Genomic DNA, 18,994 nt, shown 5'->3' with positions numbered 1-18,994 from the left:
CTAGGCTTATAGAGTCTGGGATTTATTTTTTTTTTTGCAAAAGGGGCCTCGCACTAATTATTTAGTGCGACAGCCCCAAACTTATTATAAAGATGTTAAATACATAAATATTACAATAGTAATTATAGCAAGAACTAAATCTATAATAGTTAGTTTATATTCTTTTTTTATAAGTGATATAATTATGCAAATAGCACTAACTAAAAGATTAAGAGCAGCTAACATAATATTAGTGAATAATCCAGCTAAAAAAATTGATTCTAATAAGTATAATGCTGTAGTAATAAATAAAATAATTTGTGTAATTTTAATTATTGGACTTTTTTCTTTAAAGTTTTTAAACATAGTATTTCTCCTTAAGTTTTCATCTTATAGTTTTAATATATTTTATATATTCTATCAGATTTTGTTTGAATAGCAAAGTAAAAGTGTAGGGAGAGAAATATAATAGGGAGGTTAAATATGTATTATTCAACACGTTATTCATCACCATTAGGAGCAATAACAATAGCTAGTGATGGAGAAAATTTAATTGGATTATGGCTAGAAGGGCAAAAGTATTTTGGTAGTACTGTATCGGAAAATCTCATTGAAAATAATGATTTAAATATATTTATAGTAACAAAGAAATGGTTAGATAGATATTTTGCAGGAGAAAAACCGAAGATTAGTGAATTACAGTTAGCTCCAAATGGAGGAGAGTTTCGCAAGTTGGTTTGGGATATTTTATGTGAGATTCCCTACGGAGAAACTATTACTTATGGTGAAATAGCAAAAAAAGTAGCATTTAAAATGAATAAAAAAAGTATGTCAAGTCAAGCAGTTGGTGGTGCTGTAGGACATAATCCAATATCTATTATTATTCCGTGTCATAGAGTCATGGGTACAAATGGGAATCTTACTGGATATGCTGGAGGTATTGATAAAAAAATAAAGTTACTTGAGCATGAGGGTGTAGACATTTCTAAACTTTTTGTACCAGCAAAGAGAAAAGGTAATTAGAATTATATTGTAGAGAATTACCTATATATTTAAAGTATAAAGTTAAAGCCTTGATATAGTAAAAATATCAAGGCTTTTAACTTTGTTAGATATATAATTGGTGCCGGCAGAGGGAATCGAACCCTCACGGTAAAACCGCATGATTTTGAGTCATGTGCGTCTGCCAGTTCCGCCATGCCGACCTAATTAATATATACATAATATTACCATGGAGAAGTGAAAATGTCAATATATTTTGATTGAAAAAAGTGGAAAACGGTTTTGACATAAGAAGATTTAATAAATGAATAATTTAATAGTATTTGGAACGTGTTGTAGTATTTTATCATATATTGCTTATATGATGATAAAAATACGAATAATGAAAGGGATACAAAGGCATGGAATGGTTTATGGGATTAAGTCCAGTTATACAAGGTTTAGTTGCTACGATATTTACATGGGCGATAACAGCGCTTGGGGCATGTTTAGTATTTTTCTTTAAGACTGTTGATAAAAAAATATTAAATTGTATGCTTGGATTTGGGGCAGGCGTTATGGTAGCAGCAAGTTTTTGGTCATTATTAAATCCAGCGATAGAACTGTGCTCTGAACTTGGATATAGTCAGATTATATTACCATCAATTGGATTTTTTGCTGGCGGTATTTTTATAATACTTGCTGATAAAATGATGGATAAATATTCTTATGGAGTAATAACTGAAAGTGATGAAATAGCAAGAGACTCAATAGTGAAAAAGTATAAGAAGAGTATTTTATTAGTAGTTGCAGTAACTCTTCATAACATACCAGAAGGATTAGCAGTTGGAGTAGCTTTTGGTGGAGTAGCAGCAGGGATACCATCAGCAACAATAGGAGCAGCTATAAGTTTAGCTTTAGGTATAGGACTTCAAAATTTTCCCGAGGGAGCAGCAGTATCTTTACCTTTAAGGAGAGAAGGGTTATCTAGAACAAAAAGCTTCTTTTATGGACAAGCATCAGGGATAGTTGAACCAATAGCAGGGTTCTTAGGGGCTATGGCAGCTGTTGGTGTTAGAAGCATGTTGCCATTTTTCTTAGCTTTTTCAGCCGGAGCTATGGTTTCAGTTGTAGGTTCCGAATTATTGCCAGAAGCATCTATTGAAAATAAAGCGTTAACAACTATAGGTTTGATATTAGGATTTATAACTATGATGATATTAGATGTAGCATTAGGATAAGAAAAAATAAACAAATAGTAAAAGGATGACACTAAAGTGTATCATCCTAAGTACATAACGTGGATAGAAAATTTGTTTCGAGAGTTAAAATTTTATAGGAAAATTATTTAGCTACTTTATATTAAAAAAGGCTTTTCTTCCTCTATATTCAGCAACATCACCCAATTCTTCAGAAATTCTAATAAGCTGATTGTATTTTGCAACTCTTTCAGATCTTGCAGGTGCACCAGTCTTAATTTGGCCAGCATTTACAGCTACAACTAAATCTGCTATAGTAGTATCTTCAGTTTCACCTGATCTATGAGAGATAACAGCAGTATATCCAGCTCTGTTAGCCATTTCGATTGCATTTAATGTTTCAGTTAAAGTACCAATTTGGTTTAACTTAATTAATATTGAGTTACCAACCCCTCTTTGAATACCATCTTCTAATCTTGAAGTATTAGTAACAAATAGATCATCTCCAACTAATTGAACTTTATCGCCAAGTCTATCAGTAAGTAATTTCCAACCTTCCCAATCTTCTTCGGCCATACCATCTTCAATTGAGATTATAGGATATTTATTAACCCATTCTTCTAAGAAGTCAACCATTTCAGAAGCTGTTAGTGTTTTTCCTTCATGTTCTAAAACATATTTACCGTCTTTGTAGTATTCAGAAGAGGCAGCGTCTATGGCTATAAACATTTCCTTACCAGGTTCATATCCAGCTTTAGTTATAGCTTCTAATATAACTTCAATAGCTTCTTCATTAGATTTTAAGTTTGGAGCAAATCCACCTTCATCGCCAACACCTGTTGAGTAGTTTTTATCATTTAAAGTTTTCTTTAATGAATGATAAACTTCAGCACAAGCTTGGATAGCTTTATCAAAAGAATCAAAGCCTACAGGCATAACCATAAATTCTTGTAAATCAACAGAGTTGTCAGCATGAGAGCCACCATTGATTATATTCATCATTGGTACAGGTAAAACTTTTGCATTTACACCACCAACATATTGGTATAAAGGAAGTCCTAAGAAATTAGAAGCGGCTTGAGCTACAGCTAAAGAAACTCCTAAAATAGCATTAGCACCTAAATTACCTTTGTTATGTGTTCCATCTAATTCAATTAATTTTTTGTCTATTGCTGTTTGATCAAAAACATTAAATCCAATAAGTTCTTTTGCTATTACTTCATTTACATTTTTAACAGCAGTTTGAACACCTTTACCCATAAAGCAATCTTTATTACCATCTCTTAATTCAACTGCTTCATATATACCAGTAGAAGCTCCAGATGGTACGGCTGCTCTTCCTACAGTTCCATCTTCTAAAATAACTTCTACTTCTACAGTAGGGAAGCATCTTGAATCAAGAATTTGTCTTGCAACAACATTAATTATCTCTACAACATTTTTCATTCGAAAAACCTCCTTTAAATATGGAAATAAGTGTACTCATATAATGAAGTCATTTTATATAAAATTTATTTTATTTATTCATTTAACAAATAATTTAGATTAAATAGATAAATCAAGAATTTACAACAAATGAAAATCATTATCAATACCTTTGTTTTTTAGTATATCAAAATAGATAAATACATATCAATATAAATGAGAATAATTATCAATTTCATTTTTAAAAGGTTTTTAAAAGTCAATATTTTCAAAAAATAATAATAAAAATTAGTAATATGATAAAAAAAATCTAATTTTAATATTGTTACAGATTGATTCATCTGTTATTATATAGAAGTAGGATAGATTTATGCCCCTGTGGGATAAATCTTGACCCAGTTAGGTACGGTCTAGATATTTACATATATTTAAGACAAGCTATAACTAATATTAATTAGGGAGGAATAAATATAATGATGTATTCAAAAGAAGTTGAAGAAATGTGCGTTGTTGCTAAAGGCGCTAATCATGCATGTGCTCCAATTCCAGTTGAAGGAAAATGGGTACAAGCTACACAAATATCAGATATTTCAGGGTTAACTCACGGAATAGGTTGGTGTGCACCTCAACAAGGAGCTTGTAAATTAACTTTAAACGTTAAAGGTGGAGTTATCCAAGAAGCATTAGTTGAAACAGTTGGATGTTCAGGAATGACTCACTCAGCTGCTATGGCTTCAGAAATATTACCAGGAAGAACTATATTAGAAGCTTTAAACACAGATTTAGTTTGTGATGCTATAAATACAGCAATGAGAGAATTATTCTTACAAATCGTATACGGAAGATCTCAAACTGCTTTCTCTGAAGGTGGATTACCAATCGGAGCTGGTTTAGAAGACTTAGGTAAGGGATTAAGATCTCAAGTAGGTACAACTTACGGAACTTTAGAAAAAGGTCCAAGATACTTAGAAATGGCTGAAGGATACATTACTAAAATCGCATTAGATGAAGATAATGAAATCATCGGTTATAAGTTCGTTCACCTAGGAAAAATGATGGAAATGATCGGTAAGGGAATGGATGCTAATGAAGCATTAGAAAAGGCTGCAGGTCAATACGGAAGAGTTGCTGACGCTGTTAAATTAATCGATCCAAGACACGAATAATTTGTAAGGAGGAATTTTGACATGGCATTATTTGAAAGTTATGAAAGAAGAATAGGACAAATCACTCCAGTTTTAGAAAAATATGGAATGAAAACATTAGAAGATGCTAAAGCTGTATGTGATGAGTATGGAATAGATCCATATAAAATCGTTAAAGAAACTCAACCAATCGCATTCGAAAATGCTGCTTGGGCATACGTTTTAGGTGCTGCAATCGCTATAAAGAAGGGTTGCACAAAGGCTGCTGACGCTGCTGAAGCTATCGGAGAAGGGTTACAAGCTTTCTGTATCCCAGGTTCAGTTGCTGACGATAGAAAAGTTGGTTTAGGACACGGAAACTTAGGGGCTATGCTTTTAAGAGAAGAAACTAAATGTTTCGCATTCTTAGCAGGACACGAATCTTTCGCTGCTGCTGAAGGTGCTATCAAAATAGCTGAAAAAGCTAACAAAGTAAGAAAAGAACCATTAAGAGTTATCTTAAACGGTCTTGGAAAAGATGCTGCTAAGATAATTTCAAGAATCAATGGATTCACTTATGTTGAAACTAAATTTGACTTCTTCACTGGTAAATTAGAAGTTGTTAATTCAAAAGCTTACTCTAACGGACCAAGAGCTAAGGTTAACTGCTACGGTTCAAACGACGTTAGAGAAGGTGTTGCTATAATGCATCACGAAGGAGTTGACGTATCAATCACTGGTAACTCAACTAACCCTACAAGATTCCAACACCCAGTTGCTGGAACATACAAGAAAGAATGTATCGAATTAGGTAAGAAGTACTTCTCAGTTGCATCAGGTGGTGGTACTGGTAGAACTCTTCACCCAGATAACATGGCAGCTGGTCCAGCTTCTTATGGTATGACTGATACAATGGGAAGAATGCACTCAGATGCTCAATTCGCTGGTTCTTCATCAGTTCCTGCTCACGTAGAAATGATGGGATTAATCGGTGCTGGTAACAACCCAATGGTTGGTATGACAGTTGCAGTTGCTGTTGCTGTTGAAGAGCACGCTAAATAAGAAATTCTTTAAATAGAATTATCTTGGTTAGTATGACTAATTTTAAATAAAATCACACGTTGTTTAGATTTATCTAAATAGCGTGTGTTTTTTTATTATTTATAAAATAGAATAATTTTATATGATATAATATTTATTATTTTATACAAGAAAGGGTAAATAAATGAATATACAAATATTTGGAACAAAAAAATGTAATGATACTAAGAAAGCGGAAAGATTTTTTAAAGAAAGAAGAATTCCATATCAATTTATAGATTTGAAAGAAAAGGCTTTAAGTAAAGGTGAGCTTCAAAGTGTTAAAAAAGCAGTAGGACTTGAAAATTTAATAAATAAAAATTCAAAAGACTATAAAAAATTAAATATGGATAAAATAAGAGGAGCAGAAACAAGAGAGGATATGCTATTAAAAAATCCAACACTGTATGTAACTCCTATAGTTAGGAATGGTAAGGAAGCAACTGTAGGAAATGCTCCAGAAACATGGAAAGAGTGGGAAAAGGCAAAATAGTTGGTATATTATAACAGTGATAACAAATCTACCAACTTATCATACAAAAAGGAAAAGATAGATTTACCTTTACACAAATCTATCTTTTCCTTTTTATAATTATTAACTCAAAATTATTAACTAATTAAATGCTTTATAAATAGCATTAATTCCTTTTTCAAAGTCCTCATTTTCAATTCCAACTAGAACATTGATTTCACTTGAGCCTTGATCTATCATTCTAATATTAACATCAGCTTCAGCAAGTGCAGTAAATATTTTAGAAGCGACTCCCTTAGTATAAGCCATGCCTGTACCAACAGTAGCTATTAATGCCATGTTAGGATAAACAACTACAGAATCGGGATTACATGCCCTTTTGATTTCTTCAACAATAATTTCAGTTTTATTCTTTAAGTTAGAATCAGAAATTACTACACTTACAGTATCTATTCCAGAAGGCATATTTTCGAAAGAAACTCCATTTTGTTCTAAGATAGTAAGGATTTTTCTGCAGAATCCTAACTCACTATTCATCATAGATTTTTCAATAGATAAAACTGTAAAGTTTTGCTTTCCAGCAACTCCAGTAATAGTGTTTTCATGCTTAGTTTCATTACTAACGATTAATGTACCTTCATTTTCAGGTTCGTTAGTATTTCTTATATTAATTGGAATACCAGAAGTTCTTACAGGAAATACAGCTTCCTCATGAAGAACAGAGGCTCCCATGTATGATAATTCTCTAAGTTCGCCATATGTAATGGTCTTAATTTTTTTAGGATTATTAACTATTCTAGGATCAGCCATTAAAAATCCAGAAACATCTGTCCAATTTTCATAAAGTTTAGCATTAATGCTAGCAGCAACTAATGCACCAGTTACATCAGATCCACCTCTTGAGAAAGTAACTATATCACCATGTTCATCTGAACCATAAAATCCAGGAATAACAGCTCTTTCATGGATTGAAAGCTTATCTTTAAGTAAAGAATAAGTTTCTTCCATATTTAATGAACCATATTTATTAAATTTGATAACATCCTTAGCATCTATAAAATCAATTCCTAAATAATTAGCAAGGATTAAACCATTTAAATACTCACCTCTACTTGCAGCATAGTCTACAGAAGCCCCATTTTCTATATCCTTTTTTATAATTTCTAGGTGAGAATTTAAATCAAAATTTAAATCTAATTCGTTGACAATTGAATGGTATCTTTCAGAAATTAATTTAAATACATCATCTAAGGATATGCCTGAATTAACATGAGCATGGCATAGATAAAGTAAATCAGTTACCTTAAAATCTTTAGAAAATCTTTTTCCAGGTGCTGAAGGAACCACATATTTTCTTTCTGAATTACCTTCAATTATGTTTTTTACCTTTTTAAAATGGATAGAATCCGCTAAGGAACTTCCACCAAATTTTGTTACTATAGTATTCATTGTTTTGCCCCCTTATATTAACAAAGTTAAAAATTAACCTTAATAATTATCTTAACAAAAAATGACAAAAAGCTCAACTAGAATAATGGGAATAAGTAAAAATATTTCCTATAAAATAACATATAAATTGTTGTTAAAATGACACAAATTCATAGTATAATAAAGAAGTAGACTTAAAATTTAGTATAAAAATTAAGAAAAGGTGTATTGAAAGATATTGCTTTTAATGCAGTAACTTAAATACATTCAAAGTTTATGGGGAGAGGGAAATAAATGGACAAGTTTCTGGTTGACAGAATTCAAATTACAGTTGATAATTACAGATTAGCTAAGGAAGAACTAAGAAATGATGGAGACATAATAAATCATTTTGCATCTTTAGTTTTTTCACATTATGAAAAAGAAATACTAGTAGAGAGAGTTAAAGAAATAAGAAAAGATATAAAATTAAATACGCCAAGAATATCACCTTTTAGAGGGGATACTTTAAATATACTTTCATTATTAATAGCTACAGTTGATAATGAAAAACAAGAACAGCTTATTCAAGATATGTATGATACAATGGAAATTTTAGAGGAAGAAGGATTCCTTTCAGGATCATACTTAGCTTTAACAGCATTTACTATTAGTAAATACGCACAGTTAAAGGATAAAAGGTATATAATATCAAAAATTAAAGAGTTATTTATTATATTAAAAGAAAAATATTCTAATATAACTAGTGAAGATGATTATTTACTTTGTACATTATGGGTTATAAATGATATTCAAGCAGATACTGTTGATGATTTCATTGAAAATATATTTAATCATATTTCAGATTCAAATATTAGATCTAAAAATGGAATACAAGGATTAGCAAATGCAATTATATTAAATGGATCATCAGGTGAGATGTATAGAAGTATGGAATTTATACTTCAGCTTCAAAAAAGAAATATTAAAATAGCAAATCAATTTTTACCATTAATAGGAGTTTTATCGAATTATAATCCAAGACGAAATGTAGATATTGTTGAAGGGGTTATAGAATATTTATGTGATGAAGAGGGAGAATATGAATATTATATAGATAAAGGATTTAGAACTATTATTGCTATAGTTATCGTATCTTTTTGTTCAATGTCAAGTAAAAGAAGATATATTGATGAACTTTTAGCTCAAGGGATACTTTCATTTATTAATAGTAAGAATAAAGGAATTTTTGAAGAAGTGCTATACTAGGAGAAAAATGGATAAAATAATTTTACATGTAGATATGGATGCCTTTTTTGCAGCTGTTGAACAAGCGGATAATCCAAAGTTAAAAGGTAAGCCAGTAATAGTTGGTGGTGTAAGTGAAAGAGGAGTTGTTTCAACTTGTTCTTACGAAGCAAGAAAATATGGAGTTAGATCAGCAATGCCAATTTTCATTGCTCAAAAGTTATGTCCTAATGGGATATACCTTAAAGTAAGATATTATAGATATAAAGAAATATCAAATAAAATATTTAATATATTTAAAGAAATTACGCCACTTGTTGAACCACTTTCAATTGATGAAGCATTTTTAGATTTAAGTGAAAGTAAATTTGATGATGGATTAGAAGCAGCAAAATATATTAAAAGAAGAGTTTTTCAAGAAGTAGGATTAACTTTATCAATAGGAATATCATATAACAAATTTTTAGCAAAGTTAGCTTCTGATTGGAATAAACCAAATGGAATAAAGATTATTACAAAAGAGATGATACCAGATATTTTAAGGCCATTACCTGTGTCTAAAATTTATGGTTTAGGAGAAAAGTCAGTAAAAAAATTAAATAATATGGGAATGTTTAAAGTAGATGATTTATACGAATTACCAAAAGAATTTTTTATTGAGTATTTTGGAAAATATGGAATTGATATATATGAAAGAATAAGAGGAATTGATAATAGAGAAGTTAAAGTAAATCGTGATAGAAAATCATATGGCAGAGAAAATACATTAAAATTTGACACAGAAGATAAAGAGGATATTTTATATTATGTAAAAGCATTTTGTTTAGAATTAAGTGAAGAATTGAAAAGAAGAAATGTATTTATTAAGACTATAACAGTTAAATATAAAACAAGTAATTTCGAAAGTCATACGAGAAGCAGAAGTCTAATTTATTATACAAATGATTTAAATACTATATATAACGTAGCACAAGAAATAGTAAATGATGAAGTTTTTGAAGATGGGATTAGATTAATTGGAGTAACAGTATCTGGAGTAAAGGAAGAAACTGTTGAACAATTAAAGTTATTTTAAAATTAATGTATACTATTTGATTAAAAAATTTTAAATAATATATACGATTTTAGAAAAAACTTTCCAATCTGTAGTACATCAATTATAATAGATAGGGGCTACTTAAGAAAAATTTCAAATAAATGGAGGTATTATAATGGATAAGGCACAAATAGCTAGAATGATTGACCACACAATATTAAAAGCGGAAGCAACTGAAAAGGAAGTTTTAAAACTTTGTAAAGAGGCAGTTGAGTATAATTTTGCTTCAGTTTGTATAAATCCATCAATGGTTCCTGTTGCAGCAACTGCTTTAGAAGGAACTGACGTTGAAGTTTGTACTGTAATAGGTTTTCCTTTAGGGGCAACTACTACAGAAGTTAAAGCCTTTGAAACAAAAGATGTTATTGAAAAAGGTGCTACAGAAGTAGATATGGTTATAAACGTAGGAAAATTAAAGGAAAGAGATTTAGAATACGTTAAAAATGATATTAAGGCAGTTGTTGAAGCTGCTAAAGGAAAGGCACTTACTAAGGTAATAATAGAAACTTGCCTTTTAACTGATGAGGAAAAGGTTATTGCTTGTCAATTATCAAAAGAAGCTGGAGCTGATTTTGTTAAGACATCTACTGGATTCTCAACAGGGGGAGCAACAGCAGCAGATATTAAGCTTATGAGAGAAACTGTTGGCCCTGATATGGGTGTTAAAGCATCAGGTGGAGTTAGAAGCAGAGAAGATGCTTTAGCAATGATTGAAAATGGTGCTACAAGAATAGGGGCATCAGCTTCAATTGCTATATGTGAAGGAACAAAATCAAATTCAAATTATTAATATAAAATTAATAAAAAGGAAGCATATATTTGCTTCCTTTTTATTATATTTAAAAATATATCAAAAAAATTAAATTTTATTGCTTAAATTAATTATATAAGAATATTAATATAATATATATCATTCTAAGGAAGGCAAAACTATTTAAATTAATAGTTTATGACCTTAGTGGGAGGGTTATGAAAAGAGAGTTAGCTCCATCAGAAATAAAATTCAATATACCATTAACAGAAAGCAAACTTGAAGAAAATACAAAAGGCATTAAAGAGTTTGATGAAGCGTATAAAAAAATAGAAAGGGCAATCACTATAGATAAAGAGGGATACAATCTTTATTTAATAGATACCTTTTCAAAAGATAAATTAAAGGATTTAACGTCTTTTATTGAAAATACGTATAAGGATTTAGAAGCACCTAGAGATATATGTTATGTTACATTAGAAGATGTAAATAAGCCAGAAGCAATATTTGTTGCAAATGGTAAAGGGAATAAATTAAAGGAAACAGTTGATGAAATTAAAAATTCTTATTTAGAAGTTGTAGATGACTTTTATGGTGATTCTAGCAATGATGAAAAGGATTATTTAGTTGAAGATATACAAAATAGAAGAAATAATTATTTAGATGAATTAACTAAAATGGCAAAGGCAGAAGGTTTTGAAGTAAAAGCAACAACTAAAGGATTTGCATTTATACCACTAAGTGGTGATGAAGCCATGAGTGAAAAGGAATATGATAATTTAGAAACAGAAAATAAAAATGTTATAGTTACTAAAGCAGGTACATTAAAAAGAAAGGCAGAGACTATTTTAGAAGAACTTAAGGATATTGAAGTAAAATCTATTAAAAAATTAAAAAAGATATATTCTAAGTTTTTATCTACTCAAATGGAAGAAGAAAAGGATGAAGCTCTTTTAGAATTTATAACTGATGATGATTCATATGAATATCTAGAAAGACTATTTACATGTATTGAAGAAGATTTAATTGATTGTTATACAATGAGTATAGAAGATGATGAAAATGAAATATATGAAATTTTGAATAAATATGATGTAAGAGTTATTGTAGATAATACTAATAACACTTCACCACCAGTTATTTATGAAGAAGACCCTAATTTAAATAATTTAATTGGATTAATAGAGTATGAAAATCATAATGGAATGTATACAACAAATATTTCATTGATTAGTGCAGGATCTATATTAAAGGCAAATGGTGGATGTCTTATTATAAGGTTAAATTCATTAGCTGTTAATAACTTAAGTTATTATTATTTAAAGAAAATACTAATTTCAAATAAGGTTTCTTTTGATACAAATAAGAGTTATTTAGATTTTATTAATATTAATGGATTAAAGCCACAATCAATTCCAGTTAAAGTAAAAGTAATTTTAATTGGTGATTATGAAACTTACGATCTTTTGTACAATTCAGATGAAGACTTTAAAAAGTTATTTCCTTTAAGAGCTGAATTTTCTCCAGTAGTTAAAGTTAATGAAGATTCAATTGCTGGAATAAAAAAAATAATAGATAAAAAGATTAGAAAGAATGAGTTGTTTAATATTAGTGATGAAGGTATGAACGAACTTTTGAAGTATCTATGTAGGAAGAGTAGTAGCAGAAAGAGAATTCTTGCAGAAGAAGATGATATTGATAAATTATTGGTTTTATCAAATAATAACGCTAGAGAAGAAAAGAGAATGGAAATATTAAAAGATGATATACTTGCAGTTGCTTATGAACAGGAATTAATCGAAGAAGAATTTATGAGTATGTATGAAGATGATAAAATTGTTATAGAAGTTAAGGGACGAAAAGTTGGTGCTATTAATGGATTAGCAGTTTTAGATAATGGATATTGTACATTTGGGAAGCCAATGAGAATTACTTGTGTTGCTTATAAAGGTATGGGAAGGATATTCGATATACAAAAAGAAAGTAATTTAAGTGGTAAGATTCATGAGAAATCAATAAGCATATTAAAAGGATTATTGACAAATCTTTTAAATCCTTATGAAAATATCCCTGTAGATTTTCATTTGAGTTTTGAACAAACTTATGGAATGGTAGAGGGAGATAGTGCATCTGTTGCAGAGATTATTTGTATATTATCAGCTTTAAGTAAAAAAGGAATCAAACAAAATATTGCTGTTACAGGATCAATTAATCAATTTGGTGATGTTCAACCTATTGGCGGAGTAAATGAAAAAATTGAAGGATTTTTTAAAGTTTGCAGTGTTTTAGACACCTTTGAAGGTAAGGGGGTATTGATTCCAGAAGCTAATAAAGACGAATTAATATTAAAAGCAGAGGTAGAAGAGGCAATTATTAATGGTAAGTTCCATATTTACACTATGAATAATTTAAATGATGCAATAGAAACGCTTCTTTTATCTGATAGTGAAGGTATTGATGATTTTTATGTTAATTTACAAACAGAAATTGATAAATATAAGGATAAGGAAAAGGAAGATATCAAGTAGTGTAATAATAAAGTCGGCTTATGCCGACTTTATTATTTAGTAGGAATATTAACTTGAAGATATAACTTTTAAATAGTGATATCCATAAAAAGGTAAAAAGTCATTGACTACAAAACAAATATTATGTTAAAATTATGGAAAAAGAAGGAAAAGATAGGAGGTATAAGCTCTAAATATTTATCTTTAGAGTTAATTTTTATGTTTTTGAAATTTAATAAAATTAATGATAAATTAGTAGTTACACTTGTTGGTGAATTAGATCATCATAGTGCTGAAGAAGTTAGAGTTAAGATAGATGATAGAATAGAAAGAGACAATATAAAAAAGGTTATTATGGATTTTAAAGAAGTTACCTTTATGGATAGTTCAGGAATTGGTGTTGTTATAGGAAGACTTAAGAAGGTACAAAATAGGGATGGAAAAGTATGTATAACCAATGTAAATAAAAGGGTTGATAAGGTATTTACACTTTCAGGACTTTATAAAATAATAACTGTTTATAATAATGTAGATGAAGCACTTGAGAGTATTTAATGGAGGGATTAAAAATATGGAAGAAAATAGAGTATGTATAGAATTTGAAAGTAGGTCTCAAAATGAAGGTTTTGCCAGAGTTGCTGTATCAGCTTTTGTTTCTCAATTAGATCCAACTATAGAAGAAATAGCAGATGTTAAGACTGCAGTATCAGAGGCTGTAACTAATTCTATTATTCATGGTTATGAAAATGATAAAAAGGGTATAATTAAAATAGAATCTACAATTTGTGGAAAAGAAGTAACAATTACAGTAAAAGATTATGGAAAAGGAATAGATAATATTGATCAGGCAAGGGAACCCCTTTATACTTCAAGACCAGACCTTGAAAGATCAGGAATGGGATTTACAGTAATGGAAAGTTTTATGGATACTTTAGAGGTTGAAAGTGAAAGGGGAAAAGGAACTAAAATTACAATGACAAAAAAATTTAGTTAACATGTTAGGGGAGATTTATGGAAAAGGGTGAAGTAAAAAAAGAAAGAGTAAGCTATGAGGAAAATTCACAGCTATTACCTTTGGCTAAAGCAGGTGATACAAATGCCATGAACAAGCTCATAGAAGCTAATTTGCCTTTAGTAACTTCTATAAGTAAAAAATTTATGAATAGAGGATATGAATATGAGGATATTTATCAAATTGGATGCATGGGACTTGTTAAGGCTATAAAAAACTTTGATGATAAATATAATGTTAAATTTTCAACTTATGCTGTTCCTATGATAATTGGTGAAATAAAGAGATTTATTAGAGATGATGGAATAATAAAAGTTAGTAGAAATGTAAAAAGTTTAGCTAAAAAACTTCATTTTGATAAAGAAGCTTTAACTAAAAAATTAAATAGGGATCCGACAATTGAGGAATTAGCTGAATTCTCTAAAATGAATAAGGAAGAAATACTATTTGCATTAGAATCTTCTGCAAGTATGCAATATCTTTATGAAGTAATTCATCAAGATGATGGTTCTCCGGTGCTGTTAATTGATAAGCTAAGTGAAAATGCAGTTGAAGATAAAAATATTACTGAAAAAATTGCTTTAAAAGAAGCTTTAAGAAATTTAGATACAAAATCAAGACAAATAATAGTACTTAGATATTTTAAGGATAAGACACAAATACAGGTAGCAAAAATGTTAGGTATAAGTCAGGTACAAGTTTCGAGAATTGAAAAGAAAGTACTTCAAGAAATGAGAAAACAATTAGATGAAGGATGAACAAATGAAAAAGAATAATACAAAAGTAATTAAAATATAAAATAATCTATATTAAATAAATTATTATTTAATATAGATTATTTTTTTTGTAATTTAATTTTGCTTTGGAGGAATACTATACATATTCAATAAAATATACAAGGAGATATTCTTATGAGTAAAAGAGCACAAAAAGAAGAAAAAATATTACAAGAATTTCAAACAATTTCTAAGGAGATGGCTCCTAAACCAAAGTATTTTAAAAATATTATTTTGGCATTTATTGTTGGTGGTATTATTTGTACCATAGGACAATTTATTTTAAATATGCTATTGAAATTTGGAGTAGAAGAAGAGGCTGCAAAGCAATGGCTACCAATAATAATGATATTTATAGGAGCATTGTTAACTGGATTTGGAGTATATGATAAAATTGCATCTTTTGCAGGAGCCGGAACAGTAGTGCCAATTACAGGGTTCTCAAATGCAGTAGTTTCTCCAGCAATAGAATTTAAGAAAGAAGGATTTGTTTTTGGAGTTGCAGCAAAGATGTTTACAATTGCAGGTCCAGTTCTTGTCTATGGTATAGGAACATCAGTAATTATTGGACTTGTTTATTATGTTCTTGGTTTATTAGGAATTGTTCAATAAGGAGGTATGTAAAATTATGGCTGTTAAAGATAAAAAGGTTGGAAAGCAAACAATAAAATTAGAAAATCCACCTAAAATTATTTCAACTTATTCCATAGTAGGTCCGAAAGAAGGTGATGGACCTTTAAAAGATTATTTTCATGAAATAATTAGTGATGATACATTAGGTAAAGATAGTTTTGAAAAAGCTGAATCTGAAATGATGTATACAGCAATAAAGGGTGCTATAAGCGCAGCTAATTTAACAGAAGAAAAAATAGATTATTTATTTGCAGGTGATTTGTTAAATCAAATAACATCATCAAGTTTTGCAGCTAGAGAACTTAATATTCCATTTATAGGATTATATGGAGCATGTTCTACAATGTCAGAATCATTAAGTATGGCATCTTTATTTTTAGACGGGGGATTTGGAAGTTATATTGTTGCTTCAACATCTTCACACTTTAGTGCAGCTGAAAGACAATTTAGATTTCCATTAGAATATGGTTGTCAAAGATGCCCAACATGCCAATGGACAGTTACTGGTTCTGGAGCTATGGTATTAGGAAGAAGTGGGGATTATCCTAGAGTTACTTATGTTACAACAGGACTAGTAAAAGATTATGGAATAAAGGATGCTAATAATATGGGTGCAGCTATGGCACCGGCAGCTGTAGATACTATATATAATCACTTTAAGGATACAGGTAGAACACCTAAAGACTATGATATTATTGCAACAGGAGATTTAGGAAAGGTAGGAAAGGAAATTACTACTAAGCTACTTGCAGAATATGGTTATGATGTTAAGGATAATTATATTGATTGTGGAGATATGATTTTTGATGATGAAAGACAAAAGACTGATTCAGGCGGAAGTGGATGTGGCTGTTCTGCAGTTGTTACCTGTGGATATTTATATAAAAAATTAATGAGAAGAGAAATTAAAAGTGTATTATTAGTTTCAACTGGCGCATTAATGAGTACTACATCATCTCTTCAAGGTGAGTCTATTCCGGGAATAGCGCATGCAGTTGCTATTGAATTTTAATAAGAAATTGGAGGGAATTTACAATGGACTATGTTAGTGCATTTATTGTTGGTGGATTGATATGTGTTGTTGCTCAAATATTAATGGATACAACAAAACTAACTCCTGCAAGAATATTAGTTATTTTTGTAACATTAGGAGCTATTCTTGGGGGATTTGGTATTTATGATAAGTTAATTGAAATTGGAGGTGCTGGAGCTACAATTCCATTACCGAGCTTTGGTAATTCACTAGCTGATGCCGCAATAAAGGGAGTCAAAGAAGATGGATTGCTTGGGGCATTTACAGGTGGAATTAAGGGTGCAGCTGGAGGTATTACTGCATCAATCTTTTTTGGATACTTAATGGCTCTTATATTTAATCCTAAAACAAAAAAATAAGTTAAATTATACATATTATATAATAATTTAAGCAGTAAAATTGTTGATAATTATTATCAAGAATAATATTAAATTATAAGGTAAAAATAATAGGGTAATGAAGATGAGGAGGTGAATGTTATGGCTAAGAATCCAAGTATTAAATGTAGTGTACAACAATGTAAACATCATGATTGTTCAGAAAATTATTGTACATTAAATTCAATAACTGTTGGTACTCACGAAGCAAATCCAACAGTAGTTGAATGTACAGATTGCCAATCTTTTGTACTAAAATAAGAGAAATAAAGATGATATTAATTTTAATATCATCTTTTTTTATGAAGTATTTTAGAGATATATATTGACAAAGAACTGGTAATAATATAATATAATAATTAATTGAGAATGAATATCAATATTATTTAGGGGGAGAGGAAATGAAGATAGTTTATTATTCAGGTACAGGAAACACAGAAAAAATGGCAAATTTAATTGCTAAAGGGATAGTGAGCGGAGGAAAAGATGCAGAAGTAGTTAATGTTTCTGCAGCTGGATTAGATATTTTTGATAATGAAGATGTTGTTATATTAGGATGCCCTGCTATGGGAGATGAAGTTTTAGAAGAAGGTGAATTTGAACCTTTTATTGAAGGAATATCTTCTAAGATTTCTGGTAAAAAGGTTGCTTTATTTGGATCGTATGGATGGGGTGATGGCCAATGGATGAGAGATTGGCAAGAGAGAATGGAGTCTTTAGGTTGTACATTAATTGATGATGGTTTAATTATTAATTATGAACCAGAAGATGAATCTCCTGAGTGCATAAATTTTGGTCTTAAAATAGCAAAGGTATAGTATAAGATTTGAAACAAGTAGAATTTTATAAAAGTCTTTCTAAAATGGAGGATAGAGAGTGCATTGAAAAATTTTTAATTTACAATGCCTCTCTGGTAATTTCAGGAGTAAAACCATCAGCAACTATTACTATAAAAAAAGATAATGACAACCTATATGATAAATGGATAAAGTATGGAATAAGCTTTTTAAAGAAGATTGATATTCAATATATAAATTTAAGAGAATGTGATAATGCATTAATTATATTAATATATAATGAAAAAAAATTAGAAAATTACGTATTAAAAAAAGAGAATAAAGAATTTTTATTACAGCTAGGATATTGTAATGAAGGTGATATTAATGATCATTTATTAAAATTAAAAGAAAGATACAAACAGTTTAATTGTCCACATGAATTAGGTGTATTTTTAGGATTTCCTTTGAATGATGTTAAGGACTTTATGAATTGTAAAGAAAAGAAATGTTTAACTTGCGGTTACTGGCTTGTATATAATGATTTACATGAAGCAAAGAAAACTTTTCATAAATATGACAAAGTGAAGGAACATACAGTAAGTTATATATTAAATGGGGATTCATCCTATAAGGTTGCTTACAGCATAAAGAATTTATTTAACGAGTTGGAAAGTATTAATATATAAAAGAAAAAGGAGAAAAATATGAGTGTAGTTATTGTTGGTGGTCATGATAAAATGAGCAAAGAATATATTAAGGTATGTAAGAAATATAATTGTAAAGCGAAAGTTTTTACTCAAATGGAAACTGGATTAAAAGATAAAATAGGAATGCCAGATGCTGTAATATTATTAACTGATGTTGTATCACATAAACTTGTGTTAACAGCAAAGAGAGAGGCTGATAAGAAAAATATTATGGTTATAAGAAATCATAAAAGTACAATTAATGCAGTAGAATCACTAATAAAGCAAATAGTATTAAATTAAAAGAGATAAATATGATAATTGTGTATATGAGATTCCTCTAGTTATAATTAATAGTTATATATAGAGGAATTTTTATTTTTGTAAAAAAAGTATTGAAAATAATTATCAATTGGGTTATAGTGTTTT

General features: G+C 29.5%; 22 protein-coding genes and 1 tRNA gene. 19 read left to right on the top strand and 4 right to left on the bottom strand.

All coding sequences use genetic code 11. The annotated features are described in order from the left end of the window. Window positions 1-84: 84 nt before the first annotated feature. Window positions 85-345 carry a hypothetical protein gene (locus HCG70_RS13815; protein ID WP_042396490.1) on the bottom strand — a complete coding sequence of 87 codons (261 nt, stop codon included), beginning with the start codon at window positions 343-345 and terminating at the stop codon, window positions 85-87. Between the two features lie 117 nt (window positions 346-462). Here HCG70_RS13815 and HCG70_RS13810 point away from each other — a divergent pair, with 117 nt between their 5' ends. Continuing rightward, on the top strand, window positions 463-1,002 hold the full coding sequence (locus HCG70_RS13810) for a methylated-DNA--[protein]-cysteine S-methyltransferase (RefSeq protein ID WP_221697884.1): 540 nt from the start codon (window positions 463-465) through the stop codon (window positions 1,000-1,002). A 98-nt stretch (window positions 1,003-1,100) separates the two neighbouring features. On the opposite strand, the gene HCG70_RS13805 is transcribed toward HCG70_RS13810, so the two are convergent. Continuing rightward, window positions 1,101-1,184: transfer RNA gene (locus tag HCG70_RS13805), tRNA-Leu, on the bottom strand. A gap of 198 nt (window positions 1,185-1,382) precedes the next feature. Here HCG70_RS13805 and HCG70_RS13800 point away from each other — a divergent pair. Then, entirely contained in the window at window positions 1,383-2,201 is an 819-nt protein-coding gene (locus HCG70_RS13800; RefSeq protein ID WP_042396485.1) for a ZIP family metal transporter, read from the top strand. 111 nt (window positions 2,202-2,312) lie between these two features. Here the strand turns inward: HCG70_RS13800 and eno are convergent, their stop codons facing one another. Then, entirely contained in the window at window positions 2,313-3,605 is a 1,293-nt protein-coding gene (gene eno, locus HCG70_RS13795) for a phosphopyruvate hydratase (protein WP_042396483.1), read from the bottom strand. Between the two features lie 452 nt (window positions 3,606-4,057). On the opposite strand from eno, the gene HCG70_RS13790 reads away from it, so the two are divergent. From HCG70_RS13790 to HCG70_RS13780, 3 genes are all read left to right on the top strand, one after another. Continuing rightward, window positions 4,058-4,750, top strand: coding sequence for an iron-sulfur cluster assembly scaffold protein (locus HCG70_RS13790; protein ID WP_042396479.1), 693 nt, complete (start codon window positions 4,058-4,060; stop codon window positions 4,748-4,750). Window positions 4,751-4,771: 21 nt separating this feature from the next. Continuing rightward, the gene (locus HCG70_RS13785) at window positions 4,772-5,770 is read left to right on the top strand and encodes a GGGtGRT protein (RefSeq protein WP_042396477.1); all 999 of its coding nucleotides are present in this window, start codon (window positions 4,772-4,774) and stop codon (window positions 5,768-5,770) included. Window positions 5,771-5,933: 163 nt separating this feature from the next. Beyond that, window positions 5,934-6,281, top strand: a complete 348-nt coding sequence (locus HCG70_RS13780; protein WP_042396475.1) for an arsenate reductase family protein — start codon at window positions 5,934-5,936, stop codon at window positions 6,279-6,281. A gap of 120 nt (window positions 6,282-6,401) precedes the next feature. Here the strand turns inward: HCG70_RS13780 and HCG70_RS13775 are convergent, their stop codons facing one another. Beyond that, a complete protein-coding gene (locus tag HCG70_RS13775) occupies window positions 6,402-7,709 on the bottom strand; it encodes an aspartate kinase (protein ID WP_042396472.1) in 1,308 nt (435 codons plus the stop codon). A gap of 273 nt (window positions 7,710-7,982) precedes the next feature. Between HCG70_RS13775 and HCG70_RS13770 the strand changes: the two genes are divergently transcribed. From HCG70_RS13770 to HCG70_RS13705, 14 genes are all read left to right on the top strand, one after another. Next, complete coding sequence (locus HCG70_RS13770) at window positions 7,983-8,936, top strand: DUF4003 family protein (protein ID WP_042396470.1); 954 nt, start codon at window positions 7,983-7,985, stop codon at window positions 8,934-8,936. A 7-nt stretch (window positions 8,937-8,943) separates the two neighbouring features. After that, complete coding sequence (locus HCG70_RS13765) at window positions 8,944-9,990, top strand: DNA polymerase IV (protein WP_221697883.1); 1,047 nt, start codon at window positions 8,944-8,946, stop codon at window positions 9,988-9,990. Between the two features lie 136 nt (window positions 9,991-10,126). After that, the gene (gene deoC, locus HCG70_RS13760) at window positions 10,127-10,801 is read left to right on the top strand and encodes a deoxyribose-phosphate aldolase (protein ID WP_042396463.1); all 675 of its coding nucleotides are present in this window, start codon (window positions 10,127-10,129) and stop codon (window positions 10,799-10,801) included. Window positions 10,802-10,980: 179 nt separating this feature from the next. Further along, complete coding sequence (locus tag HCG70_RS13755; RefSeq protein ID WP_221697882.1) at window positions 10,981-13,290, top strand: AAA family ATPase; 2,310 nt, start codon at window positions 10,981-10,983, stop codon at window positions 13,288-13,290. Window positions 13,291-13,488: 198 nt separating this feature from the next. Continuing rightward, window positions 13,489-13,824, top strand: coding sequence for an anti-sigma F factor antagonist (gene spoIIAA / locus HCG70_RS13750; protein WP_042396521.1), 336 nt, complete (start codon window positions 13,489-13,491; stop codon window positions 13,822-13,824). Between the two features lie 16 nt (window positions 13,825-13,840). Next, the gene (spoIIAB, locus tag HCG70_RS13745) at window positions 13,841-14,263 is read left to right on the top strand and encodes an anti-sigma F factor (RefSeq protein WP_042396459.1); all 423 of its coding nucleotides are present in this window, start codon (window positions 13,841-13,843) and stop codon (window positions 14,261-14,263) included. A 17-nt stretch (window positions 14,264-14,280) separates the two neighbouring features. Next, complete coding sequence (gene sigF / locus HCG70_RS13740) at window positions 14,281-15,039, top strand: RNA polymerase sporulation sigma factor SigF (protein WP_042396457.1); 759 nt, start codon at window positions 14,281-14,283, stop codon at window positions 15,037-15,039. A gap of 153 nt (window positions 15,040-15,192) precedes the next feature. Further along, window positions 15,193-15,669, top strand: coding sequence for a stage V sporulation protein AC (gene spoVAC / locus HCG70_RS13735; RefSeq protein WP_042396454.1), 477 nt, complete (start codon window positions 15,193-15,195; stop codon window positions 15,667-15,669). A gap of 16 nt (window positions 15,670-15,685) precedes the next feature. Next, on the top strand, window positions 15,686-16,702 hold the full coding sequence (spoVAD, locus tag HCG70_RS13730; RefSeq protein WP_042396452.1) for a stage V sporulation protein AD: 1,017 nt from the start codon (window positions 15,686-15,688) through the stop codon (window positions 16,700-16,702). 23 nt (window positions 16,703-16,725) lie between these two features. Then, window positions 16,726-17,082 (top strand): stage V sporulation protein AE, encoded by a 357-nt coding sequence (gene spoVAE, locus HCG70_RS13725; protein ID WP_042396451.1) that lies wholly within the window; start codon window positions 16,726-16,728, stop codon window positions 17,080-17,082. 120 nt (window positions 17,083-17,202) lie between these two features. Next, window positions 17,203-17,361 (top strand): DUF1540 domain-containing protein, encoded by a 159-nt coding sequence (locus HCG70_RS13720; RefSeq protein ID WP_070098841.1) that lies wholly within the window; start codon window positions 17,203-17,205, stop codon window positions 17,359-17,361. A gap of 140 nt (window positions 17,362-17,501) precedes the next feature. Then, the gene (locus tag HCG70_RS13715; RefSeq protein ID WP_042396450.1) at window positions 17,502-17,918 is read left to right on the top strand and encodes a flavodoxin; all 417 of its coding nucleotides are present in this window, start codon (window positions 17,502-17,504) and stop codon (window positions 17,916-17,918) included. An 8-nt stretch (window positions 17,919-17,926) separates the two neighbouring features. Beyond that, window positions 17,927-18,565: a DUF3793 family protein gene (locus HCG70_RS13710; protein ID WP_154820580.1), complete on the top strand. Its 639-nt coding sequence runs from the start codon at window positions 17,927-17,929 to the stop codon at window positions 18,563-18,565. Between the two features lie 18 nt (window positions 18,566-18,583). Beyond that, entirely contained in the window at window positions 18,584-18,868 is a 285-nt protein-coding gene (locus tag HCG70_RS13705) for a DUF2325 domain-containing protein (RefSeq protein ID WP_042396448.1), read from the top strand. Window positions 18,869-18,994 lie beyond the last annotated feature (126 nt).

The organism is Clostridium sp. K04 (genome assembly GCF_019734375.1).
GTDB classification, from domain to species: domain Bacteria; phylum Bacillota; class Clostridia; order Clostridiales; family Clostridiaceae; genus Clostridium; species Clostridium saudiense.
Note: the sequence above shows the minus strand (reverse complement) of the source record. Positions and strands in the feature narration are given on the sequence as shown.